This window comes from Virgisporangium ochraceum, from assembly GCF_016863655.1.
Classification (GTDB): Bacteria; Actinomycetota; Actinomycetes; order Mycobacteriales; family Micromonosporaceae; genus Virgisporangium; species Virgisporangium ochraceum.
Map to the genome: position 1 here is coordinate 1 of NZ_BOPH01000048.1, position 15,952 is coordinate 15,952.

At 70.9% G+C, this 15,952-nt stretch carries 12 protein-coding genes; 8 read left to right on the top strand and 4 right to left on the bottom strand.

Annotated elements, in window-relative coordinates; all coding sequences use genetic code 11:
- Positions 1-81: 81 nt before the first annotated feature.
- The gene (gene gcvT, locus Voc01_RS18395) at positions 82-1,176 is read right to left on the bottom strand and encodes a glycine cleavage system aminomethyltransferase GcvT (protein WP_203928687.1); all 1,095 of its coding nucleotides are present in this window, start codon (positions 1,174-1,176) and stop codon (positions 82-84) included.
- Between the two features lie 110 nt (positions 1,177-1,286).
- On the opposite strand from gcvT, the gene Voc01_RS18400 reads away from it, so the two are divergent.
- Positions 1,287-2,786: a leucyl aminopeptidase gene (locus tag Voc01_RS18400; RefSeq protein ID WP_203928688.1), complete on the top strand. Its 1,500-nt coding sequence runs from the start codon at positions 1,287-1,289 to the stop codon at positions 2,784-2,786.
- On the opposite strand, the gene Voc01_RS18405 is transcribed toward Voc01_RS18400, so the two are convergent.
- A complete protein-coding gene (locus Voc01_RS18405; RefSeq protein WP_203928689.1) occupies positions 2,783-3,094 on the bottom strand; it encodes a hypothetical protein in 312 nt (103 codons plus the stop codon). The two genes, Voc01_RS18400 and Voc01_RS18405, sit on opposite strands and share 4 nt — an antisense overlap.
- A gap of 216 nt (positions 3,095-3,310) precedes the next feature.
- Between Voc01_RS18405 and lpdA the strand changes: the two genes are divergently transcribed.
- The 4 genes from lpdA to lipB are packed head-to-tail and all read left to right on the top strand — an operon-like array spanning position 3,311 to position 8,146.
- Positions 3,311-4,690: a dihydrolipoyl dehydrogenase gene (gene lpdA, locus Voc01_RS18410; protein WP_203928690.1), complete on the top strand. Its 1,380-nt coding sequence runs from the start codon at positions 3,311-3,313 to the stop codon at positions 4,688-4,690.
- Positions 4,691-4,707: 17 nt separating this feature from the next.
- Positions 4,708-6,558, top strand: a complete 1,851-nt coding sequence (gene sucB / locus Voc01_RS18415) for a 2-oxoglutarate dehydrogenase, E2 component, dihydrolipoamide succinyltransferase (protein WP_203928691.1) — start codon at positions 4,708-4,710, stop codon at positions 6,556-6,558.
- A 24-nt stretch (positions 6,559-6,582) separates the two neighbouring features.
- A complete protein-coding gene (locus Voc01_RS18420) occupies positions 6,583-7,476 on the top strand; it encodes a TIGR01777 family oxidoreductase (RefSeq protein ID WP_203928692.1) in 894 nt (297 codons plus the stop codon).
- 19 nt (positions 7,477-7,495) lie between these two features.
- The gene (gene lipB / locus Voc01_RS18425; RefSeq protein ID WP_203928693.1) at positions 7,496-8,146 is read left to right on the top strand and encodes a lipoyl(octanoyl) transferase LipB; all 651 of its coding nucleotides are present in this window, start codon (positions 7,496-7,498) and stop codon (positions 8,144-8,146) included.
- A gap of 43 nt (positions 8,147-8,189) precedes the next feature.
- Here lipB and Voc01_RS18430 read toward each other — a convergent pair whose 3' ends face one another.
- Together Voc01_RS18430 and aspS are read right to left on the bottom strand one after the other, a co-directional pair.
- On the bottom strand, positions 8,190-10,649 hold the full coding sequence (locus tag Voc01_RS18430) for a fibronectin type III domain-containing protein (RefSeq protein WP_203928694.1): 2,460 nt from the start codon (positions 10,647-10,649) through the stop codon (positions 8,190-8,192).
- Positions 10,650-11,164: 515 nt separating this feature from the next.
- Complete coding sequence (gene aspS / locus Voc01_RS18435) at positions 11,165-12,400, bottom strand: aspartate--tRNA(Asn) ligase (RefSeq protein ID WP_203928695.1); 1,236 nt, start codon at positions 12,398-12,400, stop codon at positions 11,165-11,167.
- Between the two features lie 325 nt (positions 12,401-12,725).
- Here aspS and lipA point away from each other — a divergent pair, with 325 nt between their 5' ends.
- From lipA to glnA, 3 genes are all read left to right on the top strand, one after another.
- The gene (gene lipA, locus Voc01_RS18440) at positions 12,726-13,640 is read left to right on the top strand and encodes a lipoyl synthase (RefSeq protein WP_239160300.1); all 915 of its coding nucleotides are present in this window, start codon (positions 12,726-12,728) and stop codon (positions 13,638-13,640) included.
- Between the two features lie 20 nt (positions 13,641-13,660).
- A complete protein-coding gene (locus Voc01_RS18445) occupies positions 13,661-14,356 on the top strand; it encodes a DUF4191 domain-containing protein (RefSeq protein ID WP_203928697.1) in 696 nt (231 codons plus the stop codon).
- A 166-nt stretch (positions 14,357-14,522) separates the two neighbouring features.
- Entirely contained in the window at positions 14,523-15,947 is a 1,425-nt protein-coding gene (gene glnA, locus Voc01_RS18450; RefSeq protein ID WP_203928698.1) for a type I glutamate--ammonia ligase, read from the top strand.
- Positions 15,948-15,952 lie beyond the last annotated feature (5 nt).

Here is a 15,952-nt window from a genome sequence, read left to right on the forward strand (position 1 = left end):
CGACGATCGAGGCGACCGGCGCAGACCTGGTGGGCAGGTTTCCGATGACGGACAGTGGCGGCAGGGATACTCGAAGGCGCGTCAGCGCGTGTGGTTCTCCACGAACGGGGGCTTGACCACCTTCATCGGCGCGCGCCGCCCCCGCACGTCGACCTCGACCTCGGCGCCCTCGTGCCAGGCGTAGTCCTCCTGCAGCAGGGCCAGCGCGATCCCGATCCGCCGCGTCGGTGAGAAGGTTCCGCTGGTGACCTCGCCCGCCGGCACCCCCTGCCGGAGCACGATCATGTGCGGACGCGGGATCGCCCGGTCCAGAGCCTCCAGGCCCCACAGGGTGCGGCGGGGGCCGGCGGCCTTCTCCTGCTCCAGGGCCTGCTTGCCCCAGAACCGGTCCTTCTTCCAGCCGACCGCCCAGCCGGCGCGGGCCATCACCGGGGTGATCGCCGGCGACAGGTCCTGCCCGTGCAGCGCGTAGCCCATCTCGGTGCGCAGCGTGTCGCGGGCGCCGAGGCCGCACGGGCGCACGCCGGCGCCGGTCAGCGCGTCCCACAGGGCGGGTGCGGCCGCGTTCGGGGCGATGAGCTCGTAGCCGCGTTCGCCGGTGTACCCGGTGCGGCAGACGGTGACGTCGTGGCCCTGGAACGGGGCCACCTCGAACCGCATGTAGTCGTGGTCGGCCGGGAGGCCGAGGGCCTCGATCGCGGCCGGCGACCGCGGCCCCTGCACGGCGAGAACCACGTACTCCTCGTGCTGGCCGAGCACCGTCACCAGCGGCGGCGCCTCCTGCTGCAGCCGGGTGAGCAGGCCGGCCGTGTTCGCCGCGTTCGGCACCAGGAACACGTCGTCGTCGGCGAACAGGTAGGCGATCAGGTCGTCGACCACCCCGCCGGACGAGTCGTCGCAACACATCGTGTACTGGGCCTGGCCCGCGCCGATGCGGTCGAGGTCGTTGGTGAGGCAGCGGTTCAGGAACTCCGCCGCGCCGGGCCCCTTCACGGAGACCTTGCCCAGATGGGTCACGTCGAAGACACCCACGGCCTCGCGCACCGCCGCGTGTTCCTTGAGGACGCCGCCACCGGCGTACTCGAGCGGCATCTCCCACCCACCGAACGGGGAGAACTTGGCACCCAGTGACGCATGACGGTCATGTAGCGGCGACTGCCGCACCGGGGATGTCATGGGTGGGAACATACCCGGACCGGCGGTCGGGCTAGCATCGGTCCCAATATCATCTGATCCGGCATCCGTCCTGCTGAAGACACCTGCTGAAGACACCCGGGAGACCAGCCGTGACATCGCTCAACCTGGCCGACGGCGACCCGAGCACCGCGGCCGTCGACGCCGTCGTCGTCGGTGTGTTCGACGACGGCGACGGGGTGCCCCAGCTCGCGCCGGGCGCCGAGCAGGTGTCGGCCGCGCTGAACGGGGGCCTGGCCGACGCGTTGCGCCGGCTCGGCGCCACCGGGGCGGTCGGCGAGGTCACCAAGCTGGCGACGTTCGGCGCGATCAAGGCGCCGGTGCTGGTCGCGGTCGGGCTCGGCGCCGACGACGGCGAGGTGTCGGCGGAGACGCTGCGCCGCGCGGCCGGCGCCGCGACGCGCGCGCTCGCCGGCTCCGACCGGGTCGTGCTGGCACTGCCGGGCGCGCTGCGACCGGTGGCCGAGGGTGCGCTGCTCGGCGCCTACCGGTTCGCCGGCTACCGCACCCGGCCGCAGGCCGGCCGGCGCGAGGCCGTGAAGACCGTGTCGGTCAGGAGCGCCGAGGAGGGGACGAAGGCAGCGGCGCGCGCGATGCTCAAGCGCGCCACGACCGTCACCGGCGCGGTGGCGCAGGCCCGCGACTGGATCAACGCCGCGCCCAACGAGCTGCGCCCGCCCGCGTTCGCCGACGCGATCGCCGCCTGGGCCGGCACGGCCGGGCTCGACGTCGAGGTGCTCGACGAGAAGGCGCTGAAGAAGGGCGGCTACGGCGGCATCCTCGCGGTCGGGCAGGGGTCGGCGGCACCGCCGCGGTTCGTGCGGCTGGCCTACACCGCGCGGGGCGCGACGTCGCGGCTGGCGTTGGTGGGCAAGGGCATCACGTTCGACACCGGCGGCGTCTCGATCAAGCCGGCCGCGAACATGTGGGAGATGAAGAGCGACATGTCGGGCGCGGCCGCGGTCGCCGCGGCCGTGGTCGCGATCGCCGCGCTCGGGCCCAAGGTCAATGTGACCGCGTACGTGCCGATCGCCGAGAACATGCCGTCAGGTACGTCGTACCGGCCGGGCGACGTGGTGACGATGCGCGACGGCACCCGGGTGGAGGTCCTCAACACCGACGCCGAGGGCCGCATGGTGCTCGCCGACGCGATGGCCCGCGCGATCGAGGACGGCACCGACTACCTGCTGGAGACGTCGACGCTCACCGGCGGGCAGATCATCGCGCTGGGCAAGCGGGTGTCGGGGCTCATGGGCACCGAGGACTTCTGCAACCGGGTGCGCGACATCGGCGCCCGCGTCGGCGAGCCGGCCTGGCCGATGCCGCTGCCCGACGACGTCCGTAAGGGCATGGACTCCGAGGTGGCCGACATCTCACAGGTCAACGCCGGTATGGACCGGGCCGGGCACATGCTGCAGGGCGGCGTGTTCCTCAGCCACTTCGTGCCCGACGACCTGCCGTGGGCGCACCTCGACATCGCCGGTCCGTCGTACAACGCCGGCGAGCCGACGGGCTACCTGCCGAAGGGCGGCACCGGGGTTCCGGTGCGCACGCTGATCGAGCTGGCCGAGGATGTCGCGGCGAACGGCTAACTCGACCGCTGCCGCTGGTTGTACTCGCGCATGCGCTGCGGATAGCCGACCAGGGCGGTGTCGTACACGGGGATGCGCTGCTTCGACGCGAACTTCCGGGCCGCGTCGGGGCTCTCGACGCGCCTGCGGGTCCACTCGCCGTCGTGCGCGATGAGGATGACGGTGGTCTCGGTGACGGCCGTGCGCGGCTCGATGAACGCCTCCACGCCGCGCCGGGTGCTGATGAAACCGGCCAGGTGCTCCAGATCCTCCCGCGACGCGGACCTGCCGCCCGCCGGAGCAGTCCTTCGGCGCCGGAACAACCCCACTTCTCCTCCTCGGATCCACGGTTCCCTACAGAAGGTGGCGCCCAGGGTAGTAGGGGAACCTGGATTCTCGGTGTCCTTAGGCACCTCGCTTCGCACACGGAGGCGCAGAGTGACAAGATGGCCAAGGATCGTCGGGCCCGCCGTTCACCCCTGGCGAGCCGACTGTGTGCAGCGAGTCCCGTCAACCGGGCGCACCTCGACCTTTGGAGCTAAGACGTGAGCGAGACCTCCAGTCACGATGTCGTCATCCTCGGAGGCGGTAGCGGCGGCTACGCCGCCGCGTTCCGTGCCACCGAACTGGGCCAGTCCGTGGTTCTCATCGAGAAGGACAAGGTCGGCGGCACCTGTCTGCACCGTGGCTGCATCCCGACCAAGGCGCTGCTGCACGCCGGAGAGGTCGCCGACAGCACCCGCGAGGCCGACGCCTTCGGTGTGCAGGCCACGTTCACCGGAGTCGACTTCAAGAAGGTCAACGCGTACAAGGACGGCGTCGTCAGCCGCCTGTACAAGGGCCTGCAGGGCCTGGTGAAGGCCCACAAGATCACCTATGTCGAGGGCGAGGGCAGGCTGGTCGCCCCGAACGCCGTCGAGGTGAACGGCACCCGTTACGAGGGTCGCAACATCGTCCTGGCCACCGGCTCCTACTCGAAGTCGCTGCCCGGTCTGGAGATCGACGGCGAGCGGATCATCACGTCGGAGCACGCGTTGAACCTCGACGCCGCGCCGGCGTCGGCGATCGTCCTCGGCGGCGGCGTGATCGGCTGCGAGTTCGCGAGCGCCTGGAAGTCGCTGGGCGTCGACGTCACGATCGTCGAGGCGCTCCCCCGCCTGATCGCGGTCGAGGACGAGGCGTCCTCGAAGATGGTCGAGCGGGCCTTCCGCAAGCGCAAGATCGCGTTCAAGGTCGGAAAGCCGTTCGAGACCGTCGAGAAGACCGCCAACGGCGTGAAGGTCACCCTCAAGGGCGGCGAGACGCTCGAGGCCGAGATCCTGCTCGTGGCCGTCGGCCGCGGCCCGGTCACGCAGAACCTCGGCTACGAGGACCACGGCGTGAAGCTCGACCGCGGGTTCGTCGTCACCGACGAGCGGCTGCGCACGGGCGTGCCGAACGTGTACGCGGTCGGCGACATCGTGCCCGGCCTGCAGCTGGCCCACCGCGGCTTCGCGCAGGGCATCTTCGTGGCCGAGGAGATCGCCGGCCTCAACCCGCCGGTCATCGACGAGAACGGCATCCCGCGGGTCACCTACTGCGAGCCCGAGGTCGCGTCGATGGGCCTCACCGAGGCGAAGGCCCGCGAGGTCTACGGCGACAAGATCGAGACGCTCACCTACGACCTGGCCGGCAACGGCAAGAGCCAGATCCTCAAAACCCAGGGCTTCGTGAAGCTCGTCCGGGCGCCGGAGGGGCCGGTCGTCGGCATCCACATGGTCGGCAGCCGCGTCAGCGAGCTGGTCGGCGAGGCTCAGCTGATCTACAACTGGGAGGCGTACCCGGCCGACGTCGCCGCCCTGGTCCACGGCCACCCCACCCAGTCCGAGGCGCTCGGCGAGGCCTTCCTCGCCCTGGCCGGCAAGCCGCTGCACGTACACGGTTAGAAGGAGCGATAACCACAATGCCGGTATCGGTCACCATGCCACGGCTGGGCGAGAGCGTCACCGAGGGCACCGTCACCCGCTGGTTGAAGCAGGAGGGCGACCACGTCGAGGCCGACGAGCCGTTGCTCGAGGTCTCCACCGACAAGGTCGACACCGAGATCCCGTCGCCCGCCGCCGGGGTGCTGCAGCGCATCGTCGTGGCCGAGGACGAGACGGCCGAGGTCGGTTCGGAGCTCGCGGTGATCGCGGGTGAGGGCGACGATTCAGGGGACGCGGGGAGCAGCGCTTCCACGCAGGAGGAGCCCGAGGCGGAACCCGAGCCCGAGCCCGAGGCCCAGGCGCAACCCGAGCCCGAGCCCGAGCCGGAGCAGGAGACGCAGACGGTGAAGGCCGAGGCGGCTCCCCCGAAGCAGAGCGGTGGCGGCGGGTCGGGTACCCCGATCACGATGCCGGCGCTCGGCGAGAGCGTCACCGAGGGCACGGTCACCCGCTGGCTCAAGTCGGTCGGCGACACCATCGAGGCCGACGAACCGCTGCTCGAGGTCTCCACCGACAAGGTCGACACCGAGATCCCGTCGCCGGTCGCCGGCACGCTCCTGGAGATCAAGGTCCAGGAGGACGAGACCGTCGAGGTCGGCGCCGAGCTGGCCCTGATCGGCAGCGGAGACGCCGCCGGCGGTGGCGACGAGCCCGAGTCGACGCCGTCCGAAGAGGCCAAGCAGGCCGAGCCCGCCAAGGAAGAGCCGAAGGCGGAACCGAAGGCGGAGAAGAAGGACGACTCCGAGCCGGCTCCGCAGCCGGGTGCCTCGTACGGCACGCCGTCGGCCGAGGCCGAGACCCAGCAGGCGCCGAAGGTCGAGCCGTCGGGGCAGCAGCCCGCGAAGGCCCGGGCCGAGGGCAACGGCGGGCAGGCCGCGTCGGAGTCGGCGGGGTACGTCACGCCGCTGGTGCGCAAGCTGGCCAACGAGCACAACGTCGACCTGTCGGCGCTGCGCGGCACCGGCGTCGGTGGCCGCATCCGCAAGCAGGACGTGCTGGAGGCCGCCGAGAAGGCGAAGGCGGCCGCCGCGAAGCCGGCCGCCGCGCCCGCGCCGGCCGCCAAGGCAGCGGCGCCCGCGAAGCCGTCCGCCGAGGCGAGCGCGCTCCGCGGCAAGACCGAGAAGATGACCCGCCTGCGGGCGCTGATCGCCAAGCGCATGGTCGAGTCGTTGCAGGTGTCGGCGCAGCTGACGTCGGTGGTCGAGATCGACGTCACGAAGATCGCGCAGCTGCGCAACCGCGCGAAGAACGACTTCCTCGCCACCAACGGCGTGAAGCTGTCGTTCCTGCCGTTCTTCGCGCTCGCGACGATCGAGGCGATGAAGTCGCACCCGGTGGTCAACGCCACGATCAACTCCGACGAGGGCACGGTCACCTACCACGACGTCGAGCACCTGGGCATCGCGGTCGACACCGAGAAGGGCCTCATCGTCCCGGTCATCCGCAACGCCGGTGACCTGAACCTGGTCGGCATCGCCAAGCGGATCGCCGACCTGGCCGACCGCACCCGCACCATGAAGCTGCAGCCCGACGAGGCGTCCGGCGGCACGCTCACGCTCACCAACACCGGTAGCCGCGGCGCGCTGTTCGACACCCCGATCATCAACCAGCCGCAGGTGGCGATCCTCGGCACCGGCGCGGTCGTCAAGCGGGCGGTGGTCGTCAGCGACCCGAACCTGGGCGAGGTCATCGTGCCGCGGTCGATGGTCTACTTCGCGCTGTCGTACGACCACCGGCTGGTCGACGGCGCCGAGGCGGCGCGCTTCCTGGTCACGATCAAGGAGCGGCTGGAGGCCGGCAACTTCGAGGCCGAACTGGGCCTTGCGTAAAGAACGGCTGGCGTAAGGAACATCATGCGGGTACTGACCGCCGGGGCGTCCGGCTTCCTGGGCACCCGGCTGGTCACCCGGCTCCGCGACGCGGGGCACGACGTCGTGCGGCTGGTCCGGCGCGAGCCGGCCAGCTCCGACGAACGCCGGTGGGACCCGGCCGCCGGCGAGCTCGACCCGTCCACATTGGACGGTGTGAACGCGGTGGTGAACCTGTCCGGCGCCAACATCGGCGGCAAGCGCTGGACCCCGGAGTACAAGCGGGAGCTGCTCGACAGCCGCCTGTCGACCACCGGCACGCTCGCCAGGGCGATCGCCGCGCACGCCGGTCCCATCGCCTTTCTCAGCGGGTCCGCGGTCGGCATCTACGGCGACCGCGGCGACGCCGAGCTCACCGAGTCCGCCGGTCCCGGCTCCGGGTTCTTCGCCGAGATGGCGACGGCCTGGGAGGGCGCGACGGCGCCGGCACGCGACGCGGGCAGCCGCGTGGTGCTCATGCGCACCGGCCTCCCCCTGCACCCCGCCGGTGGCGTGCTGCAGCCGCTGATGCTGCCGTTCAAGGCCGGCGTCGGCGGACCGATCGGCAACGGGCGCAGCTTCATCCCCTGGATCTCCATGCGCGACTGGCTGGGGGCCGTCGAGTTCCTCCTCGAACGCGACGACCTCTCCGGCCCGGTGAACCTCACCGGCCCGGAACCGGTGCGCTGGAAGGACCTGGCGAAGGCGATCGGCTCGGCGCTGCACCGGCCGGCGCTGTTCCCGGTGCCGAAGGCCGCGCTGAACGTGGTGGTCGGGTCGGAGTTCGCCACCGAGATGCTGGCCAGCCAGCGGGTGGTGCCCGCCGTGCTGAGCGAGCACGGCTTCGCGTTCACCGACCGCACCGTGACGTCGGCGACGGCGGCCGTCCTACGCGGCTGACCGCGTTAGGCTCGCAGACGTGACCACCGTGGTGCCCCTCGCAGTCGTCCGATCCGGCCTCGTCGACTACCGCACGGCCTGGGCCGAGCAGCAGCGCATCCACGAGGCGGTCGTCGCCGGCACGCAACCGGGCACCGTGCTGCTCCTGGAGCACCCGAGCGTCTACACCGCCGGAAAGCGCACCCACCGCGACGACCGTCCCGTCGACGGCACCGAGGTGATCGACGTCGACCGCGGCGGCCGCATCACCTGGCACGGCCCCGGCCAGCTCGTCGGGTACCCCATCGTGAAGCTGCCCGACCCCGTCGACGTGGTCGCCTACGTGCGGCGGGTCGAGCAGGTGCTCATCGACGCGTGCGCCGAACTCGGCGTCGCGACCACGCGGTTCAACGACCGGGGCCCGTCGTGGAGCGGGGTCTGGATCGCCGCCGACGGGCGCGGGCCCGACCGGAAGATCGGCGCGATCGGCATCCGGGTGGCGCGCGGCGTGACGCAGCACGGGTTCGCGCTCAACTGCGACCCCGACCTCGGCGCGTACGACCGCATCGTGCCGTGCGGCATCCCCGACGTCGCGCAGACGTCGCTGTCGAAGGAGCTCGGCCGCCCGGTGACGGTGGCCGAGGTGCTGCCGGTGGTCGAGCGCACGATCGTCGCTCAGCTGCAGATGTAGGCGGCCGTCGTTTCGACGGCCGCCTACATCGCGCCTTCTGCCTCTACCGGCGGTGGATTCCCCGCCGGACTCCGGTGCGGCCGGCGAACCGGGTCGCGAAACCGCTGGCGAGCAGCAGGATGCCGGTGAGCAGGATCGTGACGATCGGCGCGCCGGTGATCGCGAGCCCGCCGCTGCCGCCACCGCTACCGCCGCCGCCACCCGTGGTGGTCGACCCCGCGATCGTGACACCGAGCGCCAGCACCCGCGAGGCACCGTCCGGGTCGATGCCCATCGACGTGATCGTGTGCGACCCGCTCAGGTTCGACGGGATCGTGACCGCCTTGCTGAACGCGCCGGCCTGGTCGGTCATGACCGTGCCGAGACTGTGCGGCGACGAGTAGATCACGATGGTGACCTCGCTGTTCGGGGCGAAGCCGGTACCGCTGATCGTGATCGTCTCGCCCGGGTCGGGCGTGGTCGAACCGGCCGGCGCCGACAGGGTGCCGTCGGACTCCGGCGGCCCGTCCTGCGGGATCGCCGGCGGGGCCGACGGGGTCACCTTGACCGCCTCGGTGTCGGACGCGGTGCCGTCGCTGAGCGCGGCCTTCACCTTGACCGCGTAGGTGGCGCCGTTCTCCAGCCCGGTGAGGGTGTGTGTCCCCGTGCCGGCGCCCTGCACCTGCGCGGTCTGCGGCTGGCCGTCCTCCTTGGTGTAGGTGACGACGTAGCCGGTGATGCCGGTGGCCGGCGTGATCGGCGTCCACGTGACGGTCGCGGTGCCGTCGTCGGGCGTCACCTTCAGCCCGGACGGACCGGCCAGCGCCGGGACCGCCTCGCTGTCGGTGCCCGCGATCGCCGACGTGCCGACGCTGTTCCTCGCCTTGACGCTCACCGAGTACTCCGCGCCCGGCACGCCCGTGAACGTGCACGAGGAGCCCGTGTACAGGGTGCTCGAGTCACCGGAGCCCATCTGTCCCGTGCAGGGGACGGCGTCCTGCTGGCCCTCGCGGTGCACGGTCACCTGGTAGCCCTGGATCGGCGCGCCGCCGGTGCCGTGCGGCGTCCAGGAGACGGTCACGGTGCGCCCCTCGACGGCGATCGACGCGGTCGGCGCCGCCGGCGGCATCATGCGGGTCACCGTGGTCATCGTCGACCAGCCCACGCTGTTGTGCGCCCGGGCCTTCACCGTGTACGACTCGCCCTGGACGCCCTCGAACGTGCAGGTGCCGTCCGGGTACACGACCGGCGGTTGCGACGTCTTGGTGCCGGCGCACGCCACCGCGGCGCCGTCGCCCACCGTGGTCACGGTGATCTCGTAGCCGTCGAGGTCGACGCCGCCGGTGTCGCTCGACGTGGCGGTGACCGTCACGGTGCTGCCGCTCAGCTCCGCCTTGACCGTCGGCGCGCCGGGCTCGCTCGACGCGGCCGTCGCCGTCTTCTCGGCGGACGCGGGACCGGCGCCGTGCGAGTTCCACGCCGCCACCGAGGCGGTGTACTCGACCCCCGACTCCCCCGTGATCGTGCAGGTGGTGTCGGTGCGGCCGGCCGGCTGCACGCACGCCACGTCCTCGGTGCCGCCGCCCTCCTTCGGGTGGGTCGCGGTGATCCGGTAGCCGAGGATCGCCCCGCCGCCGTCGTTCTCCGGCGCGGTCCAGCTCAGGACCAGCTTGTTGCCCTCGACGTCGATGTCGGCGAGCGTGGGCGCGCCCGGCGCCACGACCGACGCCTTCGGCGTGGCCCACCACGGCTGGCTGATCGACGGCTCGCCGCTGCCGTGGTTCGCCGCGACCTCGACCGCGTACGAGGTCTCGTTCTCCAGACCCGTGTTCACCGTGCAGGTGAGCGTGTTCGACTCGATCTCGTCGCAGTCAGGGTCGGGGACGTCGCCGCCGACCCACACGGTGTAGCTGGTCACCGTGCCGCTGTCCGGCGCGGTCCAGGTGACCGCGAGCTCGCCGTCGCCCTCGACGATGCCGGTGATCACCGGTTCGGTGGCCGCGGGCGACGAGGAGTCCGGGTCGGGCGTCGCCTCGATGGTCGGCCTGGCGACCCGGGACGCGGCCGGTGAGGTGCTGGCCGTCGGTTCCGCGCGGTTCCGGTCACCGGTCTGCTTCCGGTCACCGGTCTGCTTCCGCGTCGGGTCGGCGATGACCTTCGCCCAGCCCTTGACCGCCGCGGACCCGGTGGACGCCGACGCCTTCGTCTTCGCTTTCGCCTTTGCGGACTCCGATGGCTTCGCCTTCTTCGTCGCCGTGCCGGACCGCTTCCCCTCGGCCGGTTCGGTCTTCGTGGCGCTCTTGCCGCCGGTGGTGTCCTTCTTCGCCGCCGACTTCGACGCGGTCGGCTTGACCTTCACCTTGACGGCGCCCGTGCCGGAGCCCGCGCCCTCGTCCGGTCTGGCGAGGGCGGGGCCGGTGAGCCCGACCCCCAGCACCACACCAGCGGCGATGATCGCCGCCGAAACCGGATGTGGACGCAGGATCCCCCGCCATCGCGTGTCGTCCCGTGAACCGATCCTCACACCCGCACCCCCGTACGCGGCTCAATGTCGGTAACACGCGCAATCTACGGAAAGTGAGGCGCTTTCGGACAAGAAACCCAAATCCTGCCCGTCGCGCCCCTCCCCGCCGACCCGCCAGCCTCCGCCGACCCGCCCCTCTCCTCGCCGACCCGCCCCTCTCCCCGGCGACACCCCCTCCCTCCTGTCGAGACGCCCCCTTCCCCGGCCGTCACGCCCCTTTCCCCGCCGATACGCCCCTCCCTCCCGCCGACACGCTCCCTTCCCCGCCGATCTTGCAGATGTGGCCCCCGAAAAATGAACACAAAAGCGCATAAAGGTGCGGCCAGGACTGCAAGATCGGCGGGGAGAGGGCGGCCGCGGGAGCGGCGGCGGGCCCGGGGCATGGGCGGCGGGGCGGGCGCGGGGCCGAGGCCGAGGCCGGGGCCGCGGGCGAGGCCGCGGCCGAGGGCGGGGGCGGGGCCGCGGCCGGGGGCGGGGGCGGGGGCGGGGCGGGGGCGGGGGCGGGGGCCGAGGGCTTAGGGCTCCAGGCGGGTGCGGTCCCTGGGGAAGGGGGTGGCTTCGCGGACGTTCGACAGGCCCAGCAGGCGGGACACGAAGCGCTCCAGGCCCAGCGCGAAGCCGCCGTGCGGCGGCATGCCGTAGCGGAAGGCGTCGATGTAGGAGCGGTACGGGTCGAGCGGCTCGCCGCGGGCCTCCAACGCGGCCACATAGTCGGCGTACCGGTGCAGGCGCTGGCCACCCGTGACCAGTTCGACGCCGCGAAACAGCAGGTCGAAGCTGTTCGACCAGCGCGGCTCGGCCGGGTCGGGGTGCGTGTAGAACGGGCGCTTGGCCATCGGGTAGCCGGTGACGAACAGGAAGTCGCTGCCGTGCTCGCGTCTGGCCCACTCCCCCAGGGCCCGCTCGTCGGACGGCGACAGGTCGGGCTCGTCGGGAGACGCGTCCGCCACCCGCAGCGCGTCGGGGAAGTGGATCGACGGGATCTCGGCCGGGACCTCGGGACCCGGGACCGGCGCCGCGTCGACCATTCCGGCGACCGCGTCACGGACGACCGCCATGACGTCGCGGTGGTCCTCGACGAAGCCGAGCTCGGCGTCGAGGCTGGTGTACTGGGCCAGGTGCCGGCCGGTGTCGCTGGGCTCGGCACGGAACACCGGCCCCACCTCGAACACCCGCTCGAACACGCCCACCATGAGCTGCTTGTAGAACTGCGGGCTCTGCGCGAGGTACGCCGGCCGGCCGAAGTAGTCGACCGGGAAGACGTTCGCGCCGCTCTCAGTGGCCGCGGCCACCAGCTTCGGCGTGAAGATCTCGGTGAAGCCCTGCCGTTCGAGCGCTGAGCGGAAGCCTCGCGTCGCGGCGGCCGCGACCTCGAGCGCCTTCCGGCGGCCGGGATGGCGGTAGGCCAGGGGCGCGGTGTCGAGCTGGGTCGCCAGACCGACCCGCAGCTCCGGACGGAACAGCTCGAACGGGGGCGTTTCGGCCGCTCCCACCTGGTCCACCACGGGGTTCACGACCTCGACACCCGACGGCGCCACCGGGTTCGCGACCACCGTGCCCACGACGGTGACCGCCGTCTCCTCCGGGGCGTGCGCCGGCTCCGGTATGACGACCTGGGCCAGACCGGCCCGGTCGCGCACGATCAGGAACGACACATTCTTGAGGGTTCTCCGCCGATGCACCCAGCCGTGCAGAAGCACTTTTTCGCCCACGTGGGCGGGGAGTTCGGTGGAGAGGACGCGTTGCGGCATGATCGGCACCTCCTGTTCGACTGCAACGCCGTCCCAGGGGGTGCGGACGAGTGGGGCCTCGCGGTACCACCGCACCTTCGCCCTTGCTGTTCAAGGGCCTCTTGTACTGCTACGGCTCGGGAGTGTCTTCACACCTGGACACCAGACCGCCCTCCCAGCTACCGGCGGCTCTCTCGGCTGGCGTGACCAGGCGCTACTCGGTTCCGTCAGCGCCGTTGGCCGCCCATGGTAGCGAGTTGTGTTACCTGTGTCGCCTTGAAAACTTTCTGACCATGCGGCGACGTACGCTGGCGGGGTGACTTCCGCTGCTCCCGAGGGCCGACGGATGCTCCGCATCGAGGCCCGCAACGCCCAGACCCCGATCGAGCGCAAACCGCCCTGGATCAAGGTCAAGGCGACGATGGGCCCGGAGTTCACCGAGCTGCACGGCCTCGTGAAACGCGAAGGCCTGCACACCGTGTGCCAGGAGGCCGGCTGCCCCAACATCTACGAGTGCTGGGAGGACCGCGAGGCCACCTTCCTCATCGGCGGCGACCAGTGCACCCGCCGGTGCGACTTCTGCCAGATCGACACCGGCAGGCCCGCCGAGTTCGACGCCGACGAGCCCCGCCGGGTCGCCGAGTCGGTGCAGCAGATGGGCCTGAAGTACGCGACCATCACCGGCGTCGCGCGCGACGATCTTCCCGACGGCGGCGCCTGGCTGTACGCGGAGACGGTGCGGCAGATCCACGCCCTCCTGCCCGGCTGCGGCGTGGAACTTCTCATCCCGGACTTCAACGCCGAGCCGGCCCAGCTGCGCGAGGTGTTCGGGTCGGCGCCGGAGGTGCTGGCGCACAACATCGAGACCGTGCCGCGGATCTTCAAGCGCATCCGGCCGGCGTTCCGGTACGAGCGGTCGCTCGACGTCATCACCCAGGCCCGCGCCGCCGGCCTGGTCACGAAGTCGAACCTCATCCTCGGCATGGGCGAGGAGCGGGCCGAGGTGTCGCAGGCGCTTCGTGACCTGCACGCGGCCGGCTGTGAGCTGGTGACGATCACCCAGTACCTGCGGCCGACGCCGCGGCACCACCCGGTGGAGCGGTGGGTGAAGCCCGAGGAGTTCGTGGAGCTCCGGGAGGAGGCCGAGGAGATCGGCTTCGCGGGTGTGATGAGCGGGCCGCTGGTGCGGTCGTCCTACCGGGCGGGCAGGTTGTACGGCCAGGCTGTCGAGGCACGGGCGGCGGTCGTCGCCCAGGCCTGACGCCATCTAGGATTCTCTTCATGGCGAATGCGCAGCCGGAGAAGCCGACGTTCCTCCAGGGTCTCAAGCAACTTCCCGTCGCGATGAAGTTCACCGCGAAGCGGGACAAGTTGTTCGTCCCGCTCGCCCTCGCCGCCGTCATCGTGCCGATCGGCGTCGGCGTCCTGCTCGGCGTGCTCGGGCTCGGCTGGCTGTGGATGATCGCCGCCGTCATGATGGCGCTGCTCGGCGTCATGCTCGTGCTGAACCTGCGCGCCAACAAGGCGATGATGGCCGAGTACGAGGGTCAGCCGGGCGCCGCCGCCCAGGTGCTGCAGACCATGCGGGGAGACTGGCGGGTGCGCGCCGCGTTCGCCAGCACCACGTCGATGGACATGGTGCACGTGGTGATCGGCCGGCCCGGCGTGATCCTGATCGGTGAGGGCAACCCGCAGCGACTCAAGTCGATGCTGGGGCAGGAGAAGCGCCGGCTCTCGAAGATCATCGGTTCCGTCGACATGCGTGAGTACATCATCGGCAACGACGAGGGCCAGCTGCCGCTGAAGAAGATCCGCACCACGTTCCTCAAGCTGCCACGCACGATCACGGGCAAGGAGGTGAACGCGTTGGAGACGCGGCTCACCGCGCTCGCCGCGCGCACCCAGCTGCCCAAGGGCGCGATTCCGAAGAACATGCGGCCGCCGAAGGGGGCATTCCGCGCGATGCGCGGTCGGTGATCATGCCAGCGTTTTAAGATCAGGTCGCTGAAACACGGTCGAAACAATCGAGACACGGCCGGGCAACGCCTCCGCCATAGCTTCCTAAGCAGCTTGTTTGTCGCCGAGGGAGGCGACGGGCGGAGCAGATTGAGTTCACCTACGAGCACGAAGCCTGGAGGACCGCGTGTTCGCCAATTCCGACGAGCTCCTCAGATACATCAAGGACGAAGGCGTCCGATTCGTCGACGTTCGCTTCTGCGATCTGCCCGGCGTGATGCAGCACTTCAACGTGCCGGTCGAATCCTTCGACGAGAAGGTTTTCAGCGACGGTCTTGCCTTCGACGGCTCGTCCATCCGCGGCTTCCAGCAGATCCACGAAAGCGACATGCTGCTGCTGCCCGACGCGGCGAGCGCCTTCGTCGACCCGTTCCGCACGGAGAAGACCGTCGCGCTGAACTTCTTCATCCACGACCCGTTCACGCGCGAGGCGTACTCGCGTGACCCGCGGAACGTGGCAAAGAAGGCGGAGGCGTTCCTCACCGCGAGCGGAATCGCCGACACCGCGTACTTCGGGCCGGAGGCGGAGTTCTACATCTTCGACTCCATCCGGCACGAGACCAGCCCGCACCAGGCGTACTACTACATCGACTCGGTCGAAGGCTGGTGGAACACCGGTCGCGAGGAGTCGGGCGGCAACCGCGGGTACAAGACCACCTACAAGGGTGGCTACTTCCCGGTACCGCCGGTCGACCACTACGCCGACCTGCGCGACCAGATCGTGCAGCGGCTCATCCAGGTGGGCTACACCGTCGAGCGCTCGCACCACGAGGTCGGCACCGCCGGCCAGGCCGAGATCAACTACAAGTTCTCGACCCTGCTGCACGCCGGTGACCAGCTCCAGCTGTTCAAGTACATCGTCAAGAACACGGCGTGGCACGCGGGCAAGACCGCGACGTTCATGCCGAAGCCGCTGTTCGGCGACAACGGCTCGGGCATGCACACGCACCAGTCGCTGTGGCTGGGCGGCGAGCCGCTGTTCTACGACGAGACCGGCTACGCCGGCCTGAGCGACATGGCCCGCTGGTACATCGGCGGCCTGCTCAAGCACGCGCCGTCGCTGTGCGCGTTCACCAACCCGACCGTCAACTCGTACCGGCGCCTGGTGCCGGGCTTCGAGGCGCCGGTCAACCTGGTCTACTCGCAGCGCAACCGGTCGGCCTGCACCCGCATCCCGGTGACGGGCAGCAACGCCAAGGCCAAGCGCGTCGAGTTCCGGGTGCCCGACCCGTCGGCCAACCCGTACCTCGCCTTCTCGGCGATGATGATGGCCGGCATCGACGGCATCAAGAACAAGATCGAGCCCCCGGAGCCGATCGACAAGGACCTCTACGATCTGCCGCCGGACGAGTTCGCCAACGTGCGCACGATCCCCGGCTCGCTCCCCGAGGTGCTCGATTCCCTGGAGGCCGACCACAACTTCCTGCTCGAGGGTGGCGTCTTCACCCCCGACCTGATCGAGACGTGGATCGGCTACAAGCGCGACAACGAGGTCGACCCGGTGCGCCTGCGCCCGACCCCGCACGAGTTCGCGATGTACTTCGACGTCTGATCGGC